The organism is Pseudoalteromonas sp. Angola-30, from assembly GCF_028599215.1.
Classification (GTDB): domain Bacteria; phylum Pseudomonadota; class Gammaproteobacteria; order Enterobacterales; family Alteromonadaceae; genus Pseudoalteromonas; species Pseudoalteromonas atlantica.
Genome location: NZ_JAQREI010000027.1, coordinates 1 through 21,723, shown reverse-complemented (window position 1 = coordinate 21,723; position 21,723 = coordinate 1). Strand labels below are relative to the sequence as shown.

Below are 21,723 nucleotides of genomic sequence, written 5' to 3'. Positions count from 1 at the left end.
CACTGCTTTATTGCTAATCTTTTTGTAACTTATAACCCTGTTCTGGGTGATTCGGTATTGTTGGATATGCCAAAAACAATACCTGCTCTTTAACCATTTTACTTAAGTAGTTACGTCTTAGCGTGTCGGGCTTCATTCCTAATAGCTGTGCTATATCACCCAACCTTAAACAGTGCGGCTGTGCTTCTTTACATAGGGCTATTATTGCTTGCTCTACTTCAGACTTCTGCTTTCTACTTGAGGCAGATCGTACTTGCTCACCTATAACCCATAGTGAACTCCATAACTCATTAGCTTCAGGTGTCTCTACTTCTGTATTGTCTTGGTCCGGAGTATTTAAAGCTAGGTCCGGACCTTCATTGCTTAACTCCGGACCTTCATTGCTTAACTCCGGACCTTCGCTATCTAGGTCCGGACCTTCGTAATTTAACTCCGGACCTTCAAACAGTGAGAGCTGATCTAACTTCGGGGAAGCTACGAAAGTAATACTCTTACCTGCATCATTATCAGGCGTAGGAATTTGTATCCCTTTTAAGTGATATATCTTGCCTCTGTGCTGGCCTGCCGACTCTAAGTACCCTGCATTAACTAACTGACTTAACGCAAGTGTAACTTCTCTTGTATGCTCTGAGGTCAACGAGCAAATACGCTCGTGGTTAAACCATGACTCAGTAATGGCGGTAATCAAAATAGTCCGTTTAAGCTCGCTCAGCTTTTTATAACCACTACCAAAGGTATCTGTAAGGCGCTTATCAAGCTCAGGCGACACAATATTAACCATGCGCAACTCTAAAAAGGTTTGATTTAGCTCATCCTTTTCATACATATGCGGTGGCTGCCAGTTTTGCGCTTTACAGTTACTGTATATTTTAGGAATACCCGACCCTGCTTTTTCGCTTAAACCAATATTTAAAAACATTTGATGTATAGCTGGGTTGCGGCACTGGCTATTCCCCCCCGCCTTAGCTTCATGCACAGGTATACGCATTAGCCCTGCGTTTCTAAAGCCGATAAAGTCAGGGTGTTTTTCAATTAAAATATTACTTTCGGTATTAAACTCTGCATGTGCCAGTGTATTTACGAGTGCTTCACGAATGGCCTCATGCGCAGGAGTGGTATCTTGTCGTTGGCCGTCATCGGTTAAACTAAAGCCTACTTTTAAATCTGCCGTAAGCTTACGATACACCTTACGATAAAAATCAAAAGCATTTCCCGACCAAGAGCCATCAGTATAAATTCGGTCTATCCAGCGGTGTGTGCTGTCGTCTTTTTCTTGATAATCGAGTGCAAAACTAGGTAGTGCATCTTGAATTGCATCCCAATTACCAAACATCACTAAGCCTGCAAGGGTTAAACCCGCTTTACCTGTTGCGCGGTCTTGTTGCCAGCCACGAATTGAGCGCAAAAACTCTTGGTCGCTCAATTCTAAAAAAGGGTGTTGTGGTTTGGCATCAACAAACATTTGCCTATAAATACGCAGGCTTTCGGGGTCTATGTCATCAAGAGTAAAGTGCTCTAAAATTCGGTTATCGCGTACTTCTTCTTGCTCTGCCAGCATTTTATTTACTGCCGCTGGCAAACACTTTTGATCTGCCTCGTAACGACGCTGATAGGTCCCATTGAGCGGGTTTGCATTTATAAATACAGGGCGGCTTTCGCGCGGAGCGCGTGGTACAGTAATCGCAATAACCGATTTGCCTTCAAGTGTTTCAATGCGCACGTCGCTTTCACTAAGTAAATTAACACTCACTTTATTGGGATTATTGACCGTATCCCAAATATTCTTAATTAGCGGCGCTGGGTTTGTTATGCCCTCAACTGTAAACGTGCCTTTTTTTTCTTTAATGCCTAATAAAATCAAGCCACCACGAGTATTGGCAAACGCGCTATAAGTTTCCCACATATCATTAGGCACTGCGCCATGGCCGTCTCGGCCACCAGCCTGCTTGCACTCAACTTCTACGCTTTCTTGCAAGGTTTGAATATCAATAATATTCGCAATTGGGTTGTCGTTAATTTTATTAGTCATGATTTCTCACACAAACATTTGCTGTAGTAAGCCTTTTTTAAATAGCTTGGTTTGTTCAATTTGCTCGTTAACAGCGTTTGTTTTTTTATCGAGTGAATCTAAGAATGCCATAATTTTATTTTGCTCGGCTTTTGAAGGTAAGGTAATTGGCATCTTTTGAAATACTCCAACATTAATACGCTTAGCCTTACGGCTACCATCGGCTATTTCCCCAAAACGTTTATAGAACCGCTTCTGCTTCACTACTTCAAGTACAAAAAACTTATTAACCAAAGAGCTTACATCTAAACTAGGTAAATCTAACGTACTTTCATAACCATCTAACTCATCAGGAATTATTGCAAATGCACAGTTCAAAAAATCCAATTTCCCATAAATAAATTGACCAGCCTTCCTTTTATAGTACTGAGTATTTTCACTGCCTTTACTATCATCTTTTTTAGGAATTACGCCTTTGCCCCAAATTTTAACGGTTAGCTTTTTAGCAATATCACCAGAGTTACCTTTTATTCTACTTTCGGTCATAACATCACCGATAACTTTTTCTTTCCAATCAGGGAAAGCGTTTCCATTATCGTCTTTAAAGCGGACTTTCTGGCTAAAAATTTGTTGCATGACGCCTTTTTTATAGTCTTTTAATAAACGATGCTTTTCAGTTAGCTGACTGATTTTAGTATCTACAGAAGCAAGGAAGTTTGCTATTTTTTGTTGTTCTGCTTTTTCTGGTATGGCAACTTTAACTGTTCGGAGATCTGTGAGAGAAATCTCTTGAAAAGTACTTCCTTTAGAAATAGCCTCAATTCGGTTTTTAATCCTACTTGTTCTTAGTTCTTCTTGTATATATTTAGCACTAAAACCAGCCTTTAATGATAAACGAGCTGTCCCCTGTGTTAAATTAGCGACTGTAATTGAGTCGGGAACAATACGCGAAACTCCTATATTTCCACGTAGTGAAAATACGATATCACCAGGTCCCACTTCAGAGCGCTTATACTTTTTAGCTATCTCAGTACTTGTCCTATCTAAATCTATAACTCTAAGCTCATTATTTAAGTTTTTACTTTTTATGTATGGCATCCCCCCCTCTACGTGAGGACCTGCCTGAACTATCCCATAAGATATTTTTTTTTGAACAATATCTTCTAATTTAGACAGCTCAAATTCTTGAGTAAACTCTTTAAAACGTAAAGAAGGAATTAGCTCAACAATCATACGACCACCTCAAAAGGCACTTCAATTCCTAGCTCATTGCAAAAATTTGCAATGGTTTTATCCGTTTCAAACATCGCTGCATCATTTGCCATCAATTGCTGTGCAACCTCACTTAAATCAACAAGCGCTTCATCCTCAAAGGTGTCTACGTAGCGCGGGATGTTGAGGTTATAGTCGTTTTCTGCTAAATCAGCTTGCGTGGCTGCAAAAGCATATTTATCAATGAAACTGCGTTTGCTTACGGCGTTTAAAATACGCTGCAAGTCTTCTTCACGCATTACGTTGTTGTTAGTGCCTTTTTCAAAGTGATTGCTGGCATCTATAAACAATACGTTGTCGTCAGCGTTACGGTGTTTGTTCAGCACCAACACACAGGTAGGAATAGACGTGCCAAAAAATATGTTAGCAGGTAAGCCGATTACCATATCAAGGTAGTTTTTTTCTTTAATAAGGTGTTTACGTATATGCCCTTCAGCAGCACCACGAAACAGCACACCATGCGGTAACACCACCGCCATTGTGCCGTTGTCGTCAAGCTGGTGGATCATGTGTTGTACAAAAGCAAAGTCGGCTTTACCTTTTGGTGCCAGCTTACCGTAGTCGGCAAAGCGCTCGTTATTCATGTGTAGTGGGTTAGCAGACCAATCAGCAGAAAAAGGCGGGTTAGCAACTACGGCACTAAAACGCTGCTCAAGGTGTGCAGGAACTTCTAGCGTGTCGTCGTTTTGAATGTCGAACTTAGTGTAATGCACGTCGTGCATAATCATGTTCATACGCGCTAAGTTATAGGTACTTGGGTTTTGCTCTTGCCCATAAAATTTTAAATCGGGGTTGTTAGCCTCTTTAGCAACACGTAACAACAATGAACCAGAGCCACACGTAGGATCGTAAACCGATTTAATATGCGGGTTATTTAAGGTGACTAATTTTGCGAGTAACTTAGACACCATTTGCGGGGTATAAAACTCGCCTGCTTTTTTACCCGCGCCGCTGGCAAACATGCCAATAAGGTATTCGTAAGCGTCGCCAAGTATGTCTATTTCGCTACTTTCTAGGTGAAAGTCTATGTTATCAAGGTGCTCTAATACTTTGGCTATTAACTTGTTACGCGCATCAGGTGTTTTACCTAACTTGTTAGAGGTTAAATCTAGCTCGTCAAACAAGCCGTTAAAATCGTCGGCACTGTCTGCGCCCATGGTGCTTTGTTCAATATGGTTAAGTACGTTGGTTACATCGTCTAAAATAAACTTATCGTTAGCGCCGCGCTCAGCAAGTACATGAAAAAGCTCTGCAGGCTTAAAAAAGTAGCCTAACTTATCAAGCGCCTCTTCTTTTACTGCTTCTAGGTACTCTTGACCTTCTGCTGTTGTTTCGTCAATTTTGGCAAATACAATACCGTCTTCACTCAGTAACTGATCGGCATAAGTGTTGAGCTTATCAGACAGGTATTTATAAAAAATAAGCCCAAGTATGTAATCACGAAAGTCATCAGCAGACATGTTGCCACGTAAACTGTTAGCAATATTCCAAAGCTGCTTTTTTAATTCTTGTTGGTGTTGTTGAACCATTAATTACTACTCTTTATTTTAATAAAAGGCTTATGTAGCCGATTTGATTACTTGTTCTTAAAGTGCATTTCTATATATTTTAGTAGCTCGTAACCATATAAAGCTTCTGATTCTGATGAGCGTCTAATATAAAAATCCTGATACTTATTATTCTCACCTTTCATGAAAATAGGCTCAGGAGAAGTAATACAATCTACGATAACAATATTTTTATCATCTATGATAACTGAAGATAGGCGAACCAATTTACTAATTGAATCACCTAACAAATTTGTCACTTTGTTTTCTAAATCTTTTAGATACTTTTCAATTTTCTGCAAATTTAAAGCTGACATTTCTCTATCTATTCCAACCAACTTGCCACTGTCACTCACACCTAACAATAATGTGCCACCATCAGTATTAAGAAATGAAGCTATATTTTTAATTACCTTAGTTTGCTCTTCTTCGCTACGTACAACTTTTCCAGAAGGGTTGTAAACATCTTGCTCTTTGAGAAAGAAAAATTGTTTAAACTCAATTCCTTTAGTTTCATTAATCTCTACTAGAATTTTCACACGCTCAATATCGCTAATTTCAGATAAATCAAAAATAATTCTATTTGTTTGATTTGCTATTTCAGGAGCTGAAGATGGGTTAGTGATTAGATCACTCTTGTAACGAGTTAGAGTGGATTCTGCTGCTTCTAATTTGTTCGCTAACTCAAGTACTTTAAGTTGCTCTGATTTTTCCGGCACATAAATCTTTAGTTTATGTAAATCTTTAATAGACAGCCTAGCAAAAGTACCTGAAGAAATGTGCTCCAGTGACAACCTGCCTAATTCTGAATCTAAGTACAACTTAGCATAACGGCAAAGCACAATATTCTCATTAAATTGAACTTCAATATAATGCTCTTGCTGTTGAGGTGTTAGTTCGTCTAAATTTGTTAGGACACGATTACGACTTTGTACTGTAGAAATAAATACAGAATTAGCTTTTGCTTCAGATCCAGCTTTCACCCTCCGCATAGACAGAACGGCTCGTTTATCTAACTCTAAAGAGCTATTAAATGAATACTCCTTAAACGTTTTATGATTATGCTGTAATCTTTCAATTATTTTTTTATTCGGTGAGTTATCGACATACTCTTTAACAGCCAAAGAGTAATTTTTAGCTTTTATATCATCTAAACTAACAGCCTTAGAGTACGTCCCTATATCTTGAAATTCATTGTAAGTTTGAATGATATTGTTGATGTGTTCACGTGTTAACTCATTAGCCCTTCTCGACTTCAGATAGTCGTACTTGGCATCAATAAATAACGTTTTTAGCTTCTCACTTTTATTTTTGTTGATTATTAAAATACAAAGGTCAACTGAACTTGATTGCAATATTTTTGATGGTAAGGAAATTACAGCTTCGATTAAGTCTTCTGATATAAGAGCGCTTCTTATATATAATTCTGCCCGATCAGTCACCAGCATCTGAGATGAAACAAGCGTAACTAATTTACCTTCAGGGGCCAGTGCAGCCAATTGATGTAACAACCAAGCATAGTTAGCGTTACTTTTAGGGGGTATTCCAAAAGTAGTCCTTTTCCCTCCTAAATAACTCCACTCTTCATGATTGAAAAACTTCTGATTAATTGGAGGAAAGGAAACTATCTTATTAAACGTTTTAAGATCGTCGTATGAGTTTGATTCTTTAAACTGAGGATTTAGTAATGCGTCACCTAGCCTTACATCAACATTAAAGTTATTACTCAAAATCATGAGGACTCTAGCAAACCAAAACTCATCTAGCTGCTTTGTCTCACCGTAAGTAAAACCTTGATACTCACTCAAAGTACCATCAAAACTTTTAGGACTAATTAACATCCCGCCAACTCTAAATGAGGGATCATATATATCCTCATTTTTCGTTAAACCTAAGAGCAACAGCATTAATTCGGCAACTTGTATAGGCAAATCAGAACCAAAGTTACCCTCTCTAGGACTGAGCCATTCTTGTAAGAAGACACCTATTTGTGTATCACAATCACTTATTAGCTTGTCATATGAATAATGTATAGACATTATTAACTCAACTAGGTAATTGCTATCTAAATGCTGAAATAAAGAGATTGGGAATATACCGTTTAAAAAGTCATTCTTAGTCTCAATTTCTACGAGATTACTGATTAGCTGCTCTTTTAAGCTGTACCTATCTGAGTTTACTAAGCTATTAAAGTGGCAGTGTTCTGGTAAGTAGTAAGGGTAACGGTGATTTAAAACCCTTTTTTCCATTATTTCCTGATGGTAGGAAATATGATGGTATGTAATTAATGAAATTATTAACTTGTATCGTTCGATCCTTGAGAGCGGAGATTCTCTTAATATATCATTAGCTCTATTTAGCACTTTCACTACTTCAGTTTTCATTTAAAATTTAACATCCCTATAGTCAATGAATTACTATCCAACTGTACTCACAAGCCATTCAATTAATCCTGCATTCACTGATAAATCAGCAAGCTTTTCAGCATCCCACACCTGAATTGAATTATTCTTACCCATTGAATTAATAAGGTAGCTTAGCTTTTCATCTGGTGTGTGGGTCACATAAAAAGCTCTATCATAACCCTCTATATTTAATCGCTCTTCGTAATCTTTATATAAACTTAGGTTACTCTGTGATTTCACCTGAACAATGGCACGCTCTCCGGTAACTGGCGCCAAAAGCTCTATATCTAGCGTTTTTATTGTATTACCCGCAGAGCCAACTCTTGACCAGCCCGATGAGCGAAATATTAAATCTACAAATACTTCAAAATCTTGTGGTGACAACAATTGGATAATCTTTTCAAGTGAGTGCTTAAGTGATACTAAATTCGTCTCTACATTTTTAACATCGGGATGTTGAGTATTGTTGATTTTATTAAGCAGGTACTCTTTTTCTTTAACATCACAAATTGTACCTCTGAAGCCTTGTACTTTAGTTAACTTGCCACTTAGAGCTTGTATGAAAAGTGAATTATTCTGACTATCTACACTGCGCCAACCATCAACTGTTTTACGTGACTTTGTTCTACTACTCTCATCAAACAGAACTTCTTCTTCAGCAAAGCAGTACCACAATTTACAGTCGTAAAATGTAATCCACATTGTTGTTTTAGGCTCGGTGTAAAACCTTTTAATTTGATTTCGATGGCTTGTTGTCGAAGCTTTGTTTGTATTGTATTCCTGAGCAACAATTTCACTAACTTTATCCCAGTTATTACTTAGACATAACTCATGAGGAATTTGCCTGTAATCTAACTTTATTGTACCTTCTTTTTCAATACACTCACTCTCGTAATCCCCTTTTGAACCAAGCTTTATAAATAATACAGCTTCAGCTTTAATCGTCATTTTAAAATCCTTTTATATTGGGTTTAATCTTCAATAAAGTAATCGCTATCAAGCGCTTTTACTTCAAATACCTGTTTGGTGCTAACGCCTAAATTATGGGTAAGCATTAGCTCTGTAAGTTGTTTACCATCTACCAGCACTATGCGCTTTTCAATTAAGCCTACATATTCCAGTGCATCCTTACTAAAGCCGCTGGTGGTGATGAATACGCCCTTTTTAGCACGGTGCATATCAAGTGCACCCGCAAAGGCTTGTATGTCTGGTCTACCCACTGTTTTATTGGTATAGCGCTTAGCCTGTAAATATATCATTTCGAGGCCGAGTTTATCTTCTTTTATTACGCCATCAATGCCGCCATCTTGAGTATATTGCGTAGCTTGACCTGCATCTTTGCGTGATCCGCCGTAACCCATAGCTAGCATTAAATCGACTACAAGGTTTTCAAAAAATGCAGGGGAGGCCGAAAGCACTGCCTGTAGTATTTCGTCGCTCAAGTTAGTGTTGAGTGTATCTACTGCGGCTTCTATAAGCTCTTCTGGTGTTTTGTCTGAGTTGCTATTAACTAAGCTGGTGGTGTTTTCGTCTAGTGAGTCGCTAGTATCTTTAGTGCGGGTTTTAAAGTCTAAAAACTCAGGATATTGGCTTAAATACTGATTATTAATTTGCTCGCCCGTTGCTAATGCTGATAAACCTTTTTGCGTAATTGTACAAAAGGCCCTCCTAGGCTGTTCAATTAAACCTGCTTTAACAAGATAAGTTTTAGCCCAACTTAAGCGGTGGTAGGCATAAGTTTGCTTGCCGCTAGGAATACGCAGTTTAAGCTGCTCAGCCGATAAGCTTAGGCTTTGATAAACGTTTGCTTCAATATCTTTAAGCTTTACAGTTTTGCCACTAGCTAAGCATTGCAGTAATGGGGTCATGAATGATTGGTAATCTGGTAACGACATACTATTCCCTGCCAGCCGTATTAGTTAGTAACTAAACAGCTAATCCATTGTTCTTATTAGTTGAGATAATATACAAATTAAGATTATGGGGCAAAGGTTATGTAAGCAGCTTTACTGTGCTTTATAAATAATTAACCCCTCGCAGGGCGCTGATCTTAAGGGTAGCGGGAGGGGCGCTGTTTTGTAAAGAGTCTAAAAGTATAGTATTCCCAATTAACGGCTCATTAGCTACTAAATATATTAGCCTTTGAGTTGAGCGATACTAAACAAACGGGTCTAATAAATCTTCGTCAAATACTAAACCTTTGAGATTGTTACTTTGGATAATATTTTTAAACTCATCAGTACAATAAACTTTTTGAGCGCCTTCCAGCTTAGACTTAAATAATAACTTATTTTGTATATCATCTTGCTCAAAGGTAAGTAATTCTAAACCGTCTTCAAAGCCATCTTCGTATTTAGTCAAACACATGTCTTTTTGCTCTTGTCCGAAGGTAAGCAAATTAAACAACATCATATTGTTGCCTTCAGCTTTGACTGGCAGAAATTCTCCAAAATTTGCTAAGCGCTCTTTTAATAACTCATATACTGGCATCTTCATTATTAAAAAATGACCTAAGCGCGATATGTCATAGTTTTGCTTTTTAGCTTTACCAAAATACTCAAAGTTAAGCCCTTCGGGCCATAGATGACTAAATTCGATATTATTTAGTGAGGATGACATAAACATCCTTAATACAGTATCTGTCTCAAGGTCCTTATTTTTTGAAATTATTTCTGAGAGCTCAACAATATCAAGGTCGATCACGTCGTATGTGTAAGCTTCGTTTTTAATTTGATATACAGTCACTATAAAGCCTTCCAGTTTTCATCTTTTGGTGCAATTAAACCTGCAGGCACAGTACCTGTTTTTATTTTAACTTTAACCGTTTTCAGCCTATTCAAAAATAAAGCCTTAGGCGTAGCAGCATTACCAAAGTTAGTATTAATCCATGTCTCATAATTATATCTGTGTAGCTTTCTATGAGGCGGGGAAGCTGGGCTATCCCAGTTCTGGTCTGTATTTTTTTCAAAGTTAATTAACCATACACCGTTAATGGGATCGTTAATACCAACTCCATGCAGATGAAGGTTAAGCCGTGTTTGTAACATATTCGCTGACTGGTATCGCCCTGTACCACAAATAATATGGTGAGCCTCGTGCAGCTTAGTTGGTTTAGGCTCCCCTATTGCAGCCAAGTGACGGGCAAGCTTTTGTGTTGGATGATGCTTTTCTTGTTTTAATTGCGTGACTGTAGAGCTTGCACTTAGCTCTCGGTATTCTTTTAAATCTGTTTGTAAGCGAGCGTGAGCTGTAATTCTCTCTTTCTCTTTTTGCAAATGATTAAAGTCACGAGCCATCTTATTTTTAAGATCTTCACTCGCCTTCCCTTTTTGAGCTATTCGCTTGTTATGGAACTCTTTAGCTTTTAACTCATAGTTATAAATAGCCATTTCTAATGGTGAAGGATTTTGAGGTCTCTCGGGATGAGGGTATGCGTGCATAGGTTTCATAAAACACTCTTCCTTGATTATTTAATTATGTTTGGGTGTATAATACAAAAACTAAACAGTTTATCAATTTTTATGCATCTTATTCGGTACTGATCTTAGCTTATCTCCTCTTTAGTGAATAAACGCTATTTACCAGAAACCGATTCCAAGTGGTTACTATAGCGGTTACCAAATACAAAACAAACACCTTCAACCACCACTAAACCATTGATAAAAATAAAATTTAAATAACCATTCCACATTCAAATTCAGAATATTGAGTAATCGTACTTGTGTGCTACTTACTTGAGCACAATTAGTTAAATAAAGTACAATAGCGTAATTAAAGGCTTGGATTATTGATTTAGTCCAAGCCTGTTTATTTTAAGTAGAGAAAAACATGGCTCAAACTCGCGGAAACTTATTTATTTTATCGGCGCCTTCTGGTGCGGGTAAATCTAGCTTAATCACAGCGTTACTAAAAAAACACGCAGATATGAAAGTATCGGTCTCGCATACCACCCGAAGCCCTCGCCCTGGTGAAGAAAATGCGGTGCATTATCACTTTGTAAGCGCCGATGAATTTAAAGCATTAATTGCTAAAGATGATTTTTTTGAATGGGCGCAAGTATTCGATAATTACTACGGTACTTCAAAGCAGGCCATTGAGTCGCAGCTGAATGCCGGTATTGATGTATTTTTAGATATTGACTGGCAAGGCGCGCAGCAAGTGCGCGAAATTATGCCAAGCGTGCAAACAATTTTTATTTTGCCGCCTTCTAAAGCAGAGCTTGAGCAGCGCTTAAATAACCGAGGCCAAGATTCTGCCGAGGTCATCGCTGGGCGTATGGCCAAAGCGCAATCAGAAACATCGCACTACAATGAATATGATTATGTTGTGGTTAACGATGATTTTGAAACCGCCCTTAGCAATATTGAAACTATCGTGTTAGCGCAGCGCTTAACGTTAAAAGCCCAAGCTAGTCGTCATCACGATTTAATTACAAACTTACTTAAATAAGCCATTTATGCCCTTTACAGGGAAAACTGGTAAAAATTAACCACTGGCTATTGGCGAAACAAGCTGCTTGCAGTAAACTACGCCTTTGCTTTTAAATTATTTTGGAGTGCTGAGATGGCTCGCGTAACAGTTGAAGATGCAGTAGATGCAATTGGTAATCGTTTTGACTTAATTTTAGTTGCGGCTCGTCGTGCCCGCCAAATTGCTGTTGGTGGTAAAGACCCACTAGTAGACGCTGAAAATGACAAACCAACCGTTATCGCTCTACGTGAAATCGAAAAAGGTTTAGTTGATAGTTCATCAATGGACGTTATTGACCGTGAAGAACAACAACACCAAGAAGCAGCTGAATTAGCTGCGGTTGCTGCTATTGTTGGCGGTAATCAATAATCAACCACCCGGTTTGATTTAGTCAACGGCTCAGTATTTCTACTCTAGCCGTTGGCAATCCCCTCTTTTCATCGTATATTCTATTACTTACCGTTACTTATTGCTTCACGAGAACATTGGAGTGTGAATGTATCTTTTTGAAGGTCTTAAAAAGAAAATATCTGAATACTTGCCTGCTGCTGAAGTAGAGCTAGTGCAAAAAGCCTACGTGGTAGCCCGAGAGGCTCACGAGGGGCAAACTCGCTCAAGCGGCGAGCCGTACATTACTCACCCTGTTGAAGTAACCCAAATTCTTGCTGGCATGCACCTTGACCATGAAACACTTATGGCCGCGCTAATGCATGACGTTATTGAAGATACCGATTTTAGCCAACAGGACTTAGCCGAAATATTTGGCGATACGGTTGCCGAACTTGTTGAAGGGGTAAGTAAGCTCGATAAGCTCAGCTTTAAAGACAAAAAAGAATTTCAAGCTGAAAACTACCGAAAAATGATCATGGCTATGACCCAAGACATTCGGGTTATTTTAATTAAACTGGCCGATCGTACTCACAATATGCGTACATTAGGCGCTCTGCGCCCTGATAAGCGGCGTCGTATTGCCCGTGAAACACTTGAAATTTACGCACCTATTGCAAACCGTTTAGGTATTCACGATATTAAAAATGAGCTAGAAGATTTAGGTTTTCAGGCTTTATACCCTATGCGTCATCGCGCACTTAAATCTGAAGTGGCAAAAGCGCGAGGTAATCGCAAAGAAGTTATTTCTAATATTCAAACCGAAATAGAAGCACGTCTTGAAGAGTCTGGTATTAAGGCTACGGTTTCTGGGCGCGAAAAACACCTCTATAGCATTTATAAAAAAATGCTTAATAAAGAGCTGCTTTTTAATGAGGTAATGGATATTTACGCCTTTAGAATAAACGTAGATGCAATGGATACCTGTTATCGCGTGTTAGGTGTTGCACATAACCTGTATAAACCTATCGAAACGCGTTTTAAAGACTACATTGCCGTACCTAAAACAAATGGTTATCAGTCTTTGCATACGTCATTAGTAGGCCCACACGGTATTCCGGTAGAAATACAAGTGCGTACGCATGACATGGATCACATGGCCGATAAAGGGGTTGCTGCGCACTGGATGTATAAAAAAGCCGGTGATGGCGCAGGTAATACAGCTCAACAGCGTGCGCGTCAATGGATGCAAAGTTTGCTGGAGCTTCAACAAAGTGCTGGCTCATCATTCGAATTTGTCGAGAACGTTAAAACCGAGCTGTTCCCAGAAGAAATATACGTATTTACCCCCGATGGCCGCATAGTAGAGTTGCCAATGGGCGCTACCGCGGTTGATTTTGCTTACGCGGTACATACTGATGTAGGTAACACTTGTGTAGGTGCAAGAGTAAACCGTAAACCTTACCCACTAAGCAAAGCCTTAGATACTGGGCAAAGTGTTGAAATTATTACCAGCTCGGGTGCACACCCTAATGCAACGTGGTTAAACTTTATAGTTACAGGTAAAGCACGTTTAGGGATAAGAAACTACCTTAAGAGCCAACACCAAGAAGAAGCATTGTTATTAGGCCGACGCTTACTCGATTCTGCCTTGGGTGAAAATAAGCTCGACAGCATTGCCGATGAAAACATAGCCCGCGTACTCGAAGAGCACGAACTATCTACAGTATTAGAATTACTAGTAGAAATAGGCGCAGGTAACTTAATGAGCGTGTTAATCGCTAAACGCTTATTGCAAGAAGAAAGCGACGACTTGTCTGATATTAGCAAACAAGCCAAAGCAACCATTATTGGTACCGAAGGCATGTTGGTTAATTATTCTAAGTGTTGCCGACCTGTACCAGGGGATGCCATCACTGCACATATTAGCCAAGGTAAAGGGCTTACGGTTCACCGCCAAGAATGTAAAAATATTCGCGGTTGGGAAAACGAACGCTCAAAATACCTGGTTGTAAAATGGGATGACAATCCAGAAAAAGAATATATAGCTGCGCTACGGGTGGAAATAATTAACCACCAAGGGGCTTTAGCTAAACTCACAAATGTTGTTGCTACAACCCAAGCCAACATTGTTGAGATCACTACCGACGAAAAAGAAAGTAATTTATATGTGATAGACTTGGGCGTTACCGTTAAAAACCGCGTCCACGTTGCTAATATTATGCGCCGCATTCGCGTGATGCCTGATGTGCAAAGAGTCTATCGTAAAAAGTAAAATAGGAAACTCATGAATAAAGCATTTATTTCTACCGAAAAAGCACCTGCTGCTATCGGCACTTATAGCCAAGCGGTTAAAGTAGGTACTGCCGTTTATTTATCTGGACAAATCCCACTTGTCCCAGAAACAATGGAAATGGTTTCAGAAGACTTTAGCGAGCAGACACATCAAGTATTTAAAAATATTACAGCGGTGTGCGAAGAAGCAGGCGGTAAAATCCAAGATCTTGTTAAAATTAATATCTACCTAACAGACTTATCAAACTTTGCCACTGTGAATGAAGTAATGAGCCAATATTTCAAGCAGCCTTATCCTGCTCGTGCAGCACTAGGTGTACGTGCTCTTCCAAAAGGCGCACAAGTTGAAATTGACGGCATTATGGAACTTCCTTCAACTAATTAATAAATACAGAGCTATAAACCCCCTTTATAGCTCTATTTTTCACTGCTAGTCTTTGTTTATCGCCCTTTCTTGACTCACATGTAAATATCTAGCACTCTGTAATCATGCAATAAAATCAATCTTAACTTAAGTAGTAGAAAAGGATTAACTAGTGTTTAAGCTTGCCAATAATGGGAACGTATTACTTGATGTAAGTAAGCACGCTCCACCTAGCGCCGCTTTTATAATTGATGCACTCGAGAAATCGACGTTTTGCGAATGCAAAATTGACCACGAGGCTATTGATAATTTTTTTAAAGCGCAAAATAATGAGCCAACCTTGGTTGTAGCAAGTAAGCACGATGCATCGCTTGTGGTAACGTTAAGTGAAGATAAAATGCAAGCCATAGGTGAGCTAACTTTAGCTTATGGTGGTAAAGTACTTTCGTTAGAAGAGGGCAAAAAACAACTCATAAAAGCAGGGGTTGTACGTGGTTACAAACAAGCTTTTTTAGAGCAGCTTTTAGATAAACAATTTAACTTCCCCCCCGGTACAGTGGCAAAAGGGATTCTAGCCAAAGGCCGCCTACCAGCAGAAGGCACAGCAACAAAATTTGTAGCTATGGTAGAAACCCTCAAAGATCGCCTAAAAGCACCAAAAATGAAGGAAGATGGCAGTGTTGATATGCGCGACTTTGGTAAACTGGCAAGCGTAGAGCCCGGCACTGTACTGATCCGCCAACAACCTGCGACTCCCGGTAAAGAAGGCTTCACTGTAGTAGGTGACATACTACCGGCTAAACCCGGTGAAAATAAAAAGTTAGTGGCAGGCGAAGGCGCCGAAATATCAAAAACAAATCCGCTCGAGCTTGTTTCTACAACAGCGGGGGTCCCCGTAGAAATACCTAACGGTATGCGAGTTGATGATATTTTTACCATCTCTGATGTAGATGTTAAAAGCGGCCATATTGATTTTGAAGGCAGTGTTATTGTGACTAAAAACATTGACCCAGGAATGCGAGTCACCGCAAAAGGCGACATTACTGTTTTTGGCACGGTCGAATCTGGCGAATTATCAGCCGGGGGAAACATCACTGTAAAGCAAGGCATTATTGGCCATCAAAAGCTCGAAGATAAAACATTGTCGTGCTCTATTAAAAGTGAAGGTGATGTTCATGTATCTCACGCACAATACTGTTATATGCAGGGCAAAAACATTTTTATAGACCGCCAAGCCAGCCATTGTGCTATTAAAGCAAAACACTTATTACAAGTTGGCCAAACAGAGTTACCCAAAGGGAAAATTTTTGGTGGAGAGATTCTTGATGCAACCGTGTTAATTGCTGGCGAAATAGGCAATGAATCAGGCGCAAAAATGGCTATCAATTTAGCCGCATCCGGCGCTGAAATAACGGCCAACACAGATAACTGCTTTAAAGACTTAGCAAAAACCGATGAGCAGCTTGATACCCTTCAAGCAGCACTAGAAAAAGCAGATAAAGTAAAAGATATAGAAAAAAAGAATCTGCTCATTAAAAAAATTGGCGCAACACAGCAGCATTATTGCCAACAAGCAGAGCAGCTAGAGAAAAAGTTATCTAGCCTAGATCATGAACTCCACGACCTACTAAGCGATGCAAATCTCGTCGTTAATACATCATTACACTCAGGGGTAGAGATCCATATTTTTGATAAAGTATTAAAAACTACCCGCAACTACCCACCTTGCAATATAAACCTACAAAACAATAAAGTAGAAATAAACTTTAAAACACATTAGGGCGCATTTAGCGCCCTTTATAATTTACAGTAAGCCACTTACCGTATCGTGCGTTTGCTTTGGCCATACACCGACTTGGACTTGTCCAATATGCTGCTTTTGCAGTAATAACATTGCTAAGCGCGATTGCCCTATCCCGCCACCAATTGTTTGTGGGAAAGCCTCTTCTAGTAATGCTTTATGCCAATCGAATGCTAGGCGTTCTTCATCGCCTGTTATGCTCAATTGCGCTTTTAATACATCAGGGCTTACACGAATACCCATAGATGATATTTCAAAGGCATCTTCTAACACAGGGTTCCACACTAAAATATCGCCATTTAATCCTGTGTATCCGTCAATCGTTTGGGTAGACCAATCGTCGTAATCTGGAGCGCGTACATCATGGATTTTGCCATCACCTAATGCCCCCCCAATACCAATTAAAAACACCGCACCGTACTCTTGTGCAATGGCTTTTTCGCGTTGCTTTGCGCTAAATTCAGGGTACATTTTGCGTAATTGCTCACTGTGTATAAACGTGATTTCACTAGGTAAGAATGGGGCTATACCAAAGCTTTCACTTACAAACTGCTCTGTTTGCTTAATACCAGTATAAATAGCTTTAACAGTGTCTTGTAATGTAGAGAGCGTACGTTCAGTACGTTGGCAAATTACCTTTTCCCAATCCCATTGATCAACATAAACAGAATGTATTGGGCTTAATGAGTCTTCATCTGGGCGCAACGCTTTCATTTGTGTATAAATACCTTCACCTACAGAAAAGCCGTAAGTCGCTAGCGTTTTACGTTTCCATTTAGCAAGCGAATGAACAACTTCATAGCTGCTATCGGTAATTGCTTTTACGTTAACAGCAACTGCATTCTCGTGGCCGCTCAGGTTATCTTGTGTGCCATCACCTACTTTGGCCAAAATAGGAGCCTGAACTTCAACTAACCCTAGTTGCTGCTCTAATTGCTGTGAAAAAAACTGCTTAACTTTACTTATTTGCTGCTGTTGCTGCACATAGTGTGAACTCATAATAATTGGCCTCATTCCCAGTTATTGTTACTTGCTTATTAATGAGAAAACACCCTGTAGGCGCCTTCAATGAGGTTACTGTAACGATTTAAACTTTTAATTCAATAACCCATAATAAAAATAGCTTTAATATGTAAAATCGATTAATTTACACGGTATAAAAATGTAGATTCACTAATTTAAGTAAGCAAAAATAATGGAAAATTATCAAATCGATAATCTCGATAAACAGATACTTCACGCTCTAATGGCCAATGCCCGTACAGCCTACGCAGAATTAGCTAAACGGTTTGCTGTAAGTGCCGGCACAATTCACGTACGCGTAGAAAAAATGAAACAAGCGGGCATCATTACCGGCACCCAATTAAGCATTAGTACAAAGCAACTAGGTTACGATGTATGTTGCTTTATTGGTATTAACTTAAACAACGCTCGCGACTACCCAGAAACACTGATTAAACTAGAAGCATTAGAAGAAGTAGTTGAAGCTTATTACACCACGGGTAACTACAGCATTTTTATAAAGGTAATGGCCAAGTCTATCGACCATCTGCAAGACGTGCTCATTAATAAAATACAAGCTATAGAGGCTATTCAATCAACCGAGACCCTAATCTCTTTGCAAAATCCAATTAGCCGCACAGTAATGCCTTAATAGATAAAATTACGTATAATTATCAAAAAAGAGGATCACCATGCAGCAAAATCGCTACCAACGAATAAAAGACGTGCTCTCACGTCGCCAAACAGACCTAACAGTCTGCCTAGAAGACGTACATAAACATCATAATCTCTCAGCTATTGTAAGAAGTGCTGATGCAGTAGGTTGCCATCATGTGCATGCTGTATGGCCAGAAAACCAAAAATGGCTGACCAATAATACCTCTGGCGGCAGTAAAAACTGGCTGGAAACACACCTGCATAAAAATATTGATGATGCTGCTGCGATGATGCGCAAGCACAACCCAGATGTACAAATATTAGCAACACATTTGAGCGAAGATGCTGTAGATTTTAGAGAAATCGATTACACAAAACCCACAGCTATAATCGTTGGCCAAGAAAAAACGGGGATTTCTGAGCACGCGCTAAAACACGCCGATCAAAACATTATTATTCCTATGCAAGGCATGGTGCAGTCACTTAATGTATCAGTAGCTGCTGCGCTTATTTTATTTGAAGCACAACAGCAACGAGAAAAAGCAGGGCTATATAAGCGCGATATGCTAAGTGAAGAGATTAAACACCCTATGTATTTTGAAGGGTATCACCCAGTTATTGCTAAGCAATGTAGATTAAAAAACCTACCTTACCCACCACTCGATGAAGAAGGTGAAATAGTCGCTAACGAGCAGTTTTGGCAAGCTTTAAAACATGCTTGATGCTTAGCAAACCTGTGAGTACACTTAACTCATTCACAAATAAACAGATTTGAGCCTACATTGTCTAAACCTAGCTTAAGCCAATACCCTATTACAGAACTTAAAGGGGTAGGCCCAAAAATGGCCGAACGCCTACAAAAGCTAGGTATAGCTACCGTGCAAGATATGCTCTTTCATTTGCCTTTACGCTATGAAGATCGTACCCGTATTTATGCTATTAACGATGTTACTTTGCAGAGCCACTGCACTGTTGAGGCAACAATAGAAACAAGCCAAGTGACCTTTGGTAAACGGCGTATGTTAGTGGTGCAAATAAACGATGGTACAGGTAGGCTTACTTTACGGTTTTTTAATTTTACAGCAGCGCAAAAAAACGCATTTAGCAGTGGCAAAATAATCCGTTGCTTTGGTGAAGTAAGACGCGGGCGCGTTGGTTTTGAAATGAGCCACCCAGAATACAGCATTAGCGATACCCCAAACGAGCAACCAACCGCCGCAACACTAACCCCCGTGTATTCAACCACCGAAGGCTTAAAACAATTATCAATTAGAGCGTTAAGTGAACAAGCCATCGATTTATTACATAAGTATTCTGTTGAAGAGCTTATCCCTGAAAAATGGCAACCCTCACATATGCAATTAAGTGACGCTTTATTGCTACTTCATCGCCCTGCGAATGATGTTGACATTATTTCGCTTGAACAAGGCATGCATCCGGCACAACAACGCTTAGTATTTGAAGAGCTACTTGCCCAAAACTTAAGCTTATTAAAAGTACGCGAGCAAGGGCAGCAAGTAAGTGCAGTTTCCCTAAGTCCTACAAATACATTAGAGAGCCAATTTTTAGCGCAACTCCCTTTTGCACCGACTAATGCACAAAATAGAGTTGTAGCCGAAATAAAAGGGGATTTACAGCATGCCTACCCCATGATGCGATTAGTACAAGGTGATGTAGGCTCAGGTAAAACACTGGTCGCAGCATTAAGTGCATTAACAGCAATAGCACAAGGTTTTCAAGTTGCCCTGATGGCACCTACAGAAATCCTTTCTGAACAACACGGAATAAATTTCAAGCAATGGTTTGAAAGTCTTGGGATTAACGTTGCCTGGCTAGGCGGTAAAACTAAAGGAAAAGAGCGTACTAATACACTTGAAAAAATCGCCTCAGGGGAAGCGCAAATGATAGTAGGAACGCACGCCCTATTTCAAGACGAGGTAAAATTTAATAACTTAGTATTGATTATCATAGATGAGCAACATCGCTTTGGTGTTCATCAACGCCTCTCACTGCGTGAGAAAGGCAAGTTTGGTAATTGTTATCCTCATCAGTTAGTCATGACCGCAACCCCCATTCCGCGTACATTGGCTATGACGGCCTATGCCGATTTAGAAACCTCAGTGATAGATGAGTTACCACCTGGGCGCACACCTATAACCACCGTTGCTATTCCTGATACACGCCGAGACGATATAATAAACCGTGTTAAGCTTGCCTGTAATGAACAAGGCAGACAGGTTTATTGGGTATGTACCCTTATTGACGAATCAGAAGCCCTACAATGCCAAGCAGCTGAAGACAGCGCATTACAATTAAAAGAGGCGTTGCCAGAGCTTAATGTCGGGCTCGTTCATGGCCGTATGAAAGCCGCTGAAAAACAAGCGATCATGAGCGACTTTAAAGCAGGCAATATTCACGTACTTGTTGCAACAACAGTAATAGAAGTAGGTGTAGACGTACCTAATGCCAGTTTAATTATCATAGAAAACCCTGAGCGCTTAGGATTAGCACAATTACATCAATTACGCGGGCGCGTAGGACGAGGAGCCACCGCTTCGCATTGCGTATTGTTATATCATGCCCCTCTTTCTCACACCGCTCAAAAACGTTTAGGTGTATTAAGAGACAGTAGCGATGGCTTTGTCATCGCAGAGCGAGATTTAGAAATACGTGGGTCAGGTGAAGTGCTCGGCACTAAACAAACTGGCTTAGCAGAATTTAAAATAGCGGATCTTACTCGAGATAAACACACGCTAAATCAAGTCAGGCCCATTGCGCAGCAAATGCTAAAGCAAAACCCCGACCTTATAGACCCTTTAATTCATCGCTGGCTAGGTAATAAATCTAACTACGCACAAGCATAATTACGCTAAAGTACTCGTAAAGCTCACTGCTAAAACGCTATATTTACCATACAAAGATGTGCGGCGAGCCTTATCCGCGGGTTTCGTGATACTCAACCCACGCTACGGAGGTGGTGAAGACTGTGCGAATAATATCTGGAATGTATTTTTCACTTTTCTACGGACGTAAAAAAGCCCGGCTCTTTCGAGTCGGGCTTTCTTGTATTTGGAGCCTGGCGATGTCGTAGTGCCCACAGCGGTAGAGAGTCACATAGCAAATGGGACATTATCATTGTGTCGGGTCGGCCTTCCGTGGGGCTCGCCTTCGAGCTGTTTTATTTGAATACTGAGTTTGGCATGGGTTCTTGGTTATTTACTAAACTCCAGACAGCAAAAAACCCGTCACATCGCTGTAACGGGTTTCTCTTATTTGGAGCCTGGCAATGTCGTAGTGCCCACAGCGGTAGAGAGTCACATAGCAAATGCGACACTATCATTGTGTCGGGAGTCGCTTCGCTCACCCGACCTACATTCTAGAAATAGATGAGTGTGCATTAATTGTCCGCATTTCACTTTTCTGCGGACGTAAAAAAGCCCGGCTCTTTCGAGTCGGGCTTTCTTGTATTTGGAGCCTGGCAATGTCCTACTTTCACATAGCAAATGCTACACTATCATCGGCGCTGTTTCGTTTCACTACTGAGTTCGGCATGGGGTCAGGTGGGTCCAAAACGC

Annotated in this window: 17 protein-coding genes and 1 rRNA gene; 8 read left to right on the top strand and 10 right to left on the bottom strand. The window is 39.9% G+C overall.

Annotated elements, in window-relative coordinates:
• Positions 1–13 precede the first annotated feature (13 nt).
• The 8 genes from PSH54_RS19970 to PSH54_RS19935 all read right to left on the bottom strand — a co-directional run bounded on the left by PSH54_RS19970 (position 14) and on the right by PSH54_RS19935 (position 10,681).
• Positions 14–2,029: an RNA-binding domain-containing protein gene (locus PSH54_RS19970; protein WP_273606957.1), complete on the bottom strand. Its 2,016-nt coding sequence runs from the start codon at positions 2,027–2,029 to the stop codon at positions 14–16.
• A gap of 6 nt (positions 2,030–2,035) precedes the next feature.
• On the bottom strand, positions 2,036–3,241 hold the full coding sequence (locus PSH54_RS19965; protein WP_273606956.1) for a restriction endonuclease subunit S: 1,206 nt from the start codon (positions 3,239–3,241) through the stop codon (positions 2,036–2,038).
• The gene (locus PSH54_RS19960; RefSeq protein ID WP_273606955.1) at positions 3,238–4,809 is read right to left on the bottom strand and encodes a type I restriction-modification system subunit M; all 1,572 of its coding nucleotides are present in this window, start codon (positions 4,807–4,809) and stop codon (positions 3,238–3,240) included. The genes PSH54_RS19965 and PSH54_RS19960 overlap by 4 nt, the downstream gene beginning before the upstream one ends.
• Before the next feature lie 47 nt (positions 4,810–4,856).
• The gene (locus tag PSH54_RS19955; RefSeq protein WP_273606954.1) at positions 4,857–7,211 is read right to left on the bottom strand and encodes an N-6 DNA methylase; all 2,355 of its coding nucleotides are present in this window, start codon (positions 7,209–7,211) and stop codon (positions 4,857–4,859) included.
• Positions 7,212–7,244: 33 nt separating this feature from the next.
• Positions 7,245–8,180: a hypothetical protein gene (locus PSH54_RS19950; protein ID WP_273606953.1), complete on the bottom strand. Its 936-nt coding sequence runs from the start codon at positions 8,178–8,180 to the stop codon at positions 7,245–7,247.
• Positions 8,181–8,203: 23 nt separating this feature from the next.
• Positions 8,204–9,127, bottom strand: a complete 924-nt coding sequence (locus PSH54_RS19945; RefSeq protein WP_273606952.1) for a restriction endonuclease — start codon at positions 9,125–9,127, stop codon at positions 8,204–8,206.
• Positions 9,128–9,389: 262 nt separating this feature from the next.
• Positions 9,390–9,977, bottom strand: a complete 588-nt coding sequence (locus tag PSH54_RS19940) for a hypothetical protein (RefSeq protein ID WP_273606951.1) — start codon at positions 9,975–9,977, stop codon at positions 9,390–9,392.
• Complete coding sequence (locus tag PSH54_RS19935; RefSeq protein WP_273606950.1) at positions 9,977–10,681, bottom strand: AHH domain-containing protein; 705 nt, start codon at positions 10,679–10,681, stop codon at positions 9,977–9,979. Before PSH54_RS19935 ends, PSH54_RS19940 begins: the two co-directional genes overlap by 1 nt.
• A 379-nt stretch (positions 10,682–11,060) precedes the next feature.
• Between PSH54_RS19935 and gmk the strand changes: the two genes are divergently transcribed.
• The 5 genes from gmk to PSH54_RS19910 all read left to right on the top strand — a co-directional run bounded on the left by gmk (position 11,061) and on the right by PSH54_RS19910 (position 16,468).
• Positions 11,061–11,681, top strand: a complete 621-nt coding sequence (gene gmk / locus PSH54_RS19930; protein WP_064384893.1) for a guanylate kinase — start codon at positions 11,061–11,063, stop codon at positions 11,679–11,681.
• 114 nt (positions 11,682–11,795) lie between these two features.
• On the top strand, positions 11,796–12,071 hold the full coding sequence (gene rpoZ / locus PSH54_RS19925; protein WP_004588253.1) for a DNA-directed RNA polymerase subunit omega: 276 nt from the start codon (positions 11,796–11,798) through the stop codon (positions 12,069–12,071).
• Between the two features lie 127 nt (positions 12,072–12,198).
• Positions 12,199–14,304 carry a bifunctional GTP diphosphokinase/guanosine-3',5'-bis pyrophosphate 3'-pyrophosphohydrolase gene (gene spoT, locus PSH54_RS19920; RefSeq protein WP_004588254.1) on the top strand — a complete coding sequence of 702 codons (2,106 nt, stop codon included), beginning with the start codon at positions 12,199–12,201 and terminating at the stop codon, positions 14,302–14,304.
• A 12-nt stretch (positions 14,305–14,316) separates the two neighbouring features.
• Positions 14,317–14,709, top strand: a complete 393-nt coding sequence (locus tag PSH54_RS19915; RefSeq protein WP_004588255.1) for a RidA family protein — start codon at positions 14,317–14,319, stop codon at positions 14,707–14,709.
• 151 nt (positions 14,710–14,860) lie between these two features.
• On the top strand, positions 14,861–16,468 hold the full coding sequence (locus PSH54_RS19910; RefSeq protein ID WP_273606949.1) for a DUF342 domain-containing protein: 1,608 nt from the start codon (positions 14,861–14,863) through the stop codon (positions 16,466–16,468).
• Positions 16,469–16,492: 24 nt separating this feature from the next.
• On the opposite strand, the gene asnA is transcribed toward PSH54_RS19910, so the two are convergent.
• A complete protein-coding gene (gene asnA, locus PSH54_RS19905; protein ID WP_029773162.1) occupies positions 16,493–17,488 on the bottom strand; it encodes an aspartate--ammonia ligase in 996 nt (331 codons plus the stop codon).
• Between the two features lie 196 nt (positions 17,489–17,684).
• On the opposite strand from asnA, the gene asnC reads away from it, so the two are divergent.
• From asnC to recG, 3 genes are read left to right on the top strand one after another with little or no spacing between them, the layout of a single operon-like run.
• Positions 17,685–18,143, top strand: a complete 459-nt coding sequence (gene asnC / locus PSH54_RS19900) for a transcriptional regulator AsnC (protein ID WP_004588258.1) — start codon at positions 17,685–17,687, stop codon at positions 18,141–18,143.
• 40 nt (positions 18,144–18,183) lie between these two features.
• The gene (trmH, locus tag PSH54_RS19895) at positions 18,184–18,870 is read left to right on the top strand and encodes a tRNA (guanosine(18)-2'-O)-methyltransferase TrmH (RefSeq protein ID WP_004588259.1); all 687 of its coding nucleotides are present in this window, start codon (positions 18,184–18,186) and stop codon (positions 18,868–18,870) included.
• Positions 18,871–18,930: 60 nt separating this feature from the next.
• Complete coding sequence (recG, locus tag PSH54_RS19890; RefSeq protein ID WP_273606948.1) at positions 18,931–21,012, top strand: ATP-dependent DNA helicase RecG; 2,082 nt, start codon at positions 18,931–18,933, stop codon at positions 21,010–21,012.
• Between the two features lie 609 nt (positions 21,013–21,621).
• Here recG and rrf read toward each other — a convergent pair.
• A 5S ribosomal RNA gene (gene rrf / locus PSH54_RS19885) occupies positions 21,622–21,723 on the bottom strand; the annotation flags it as partial.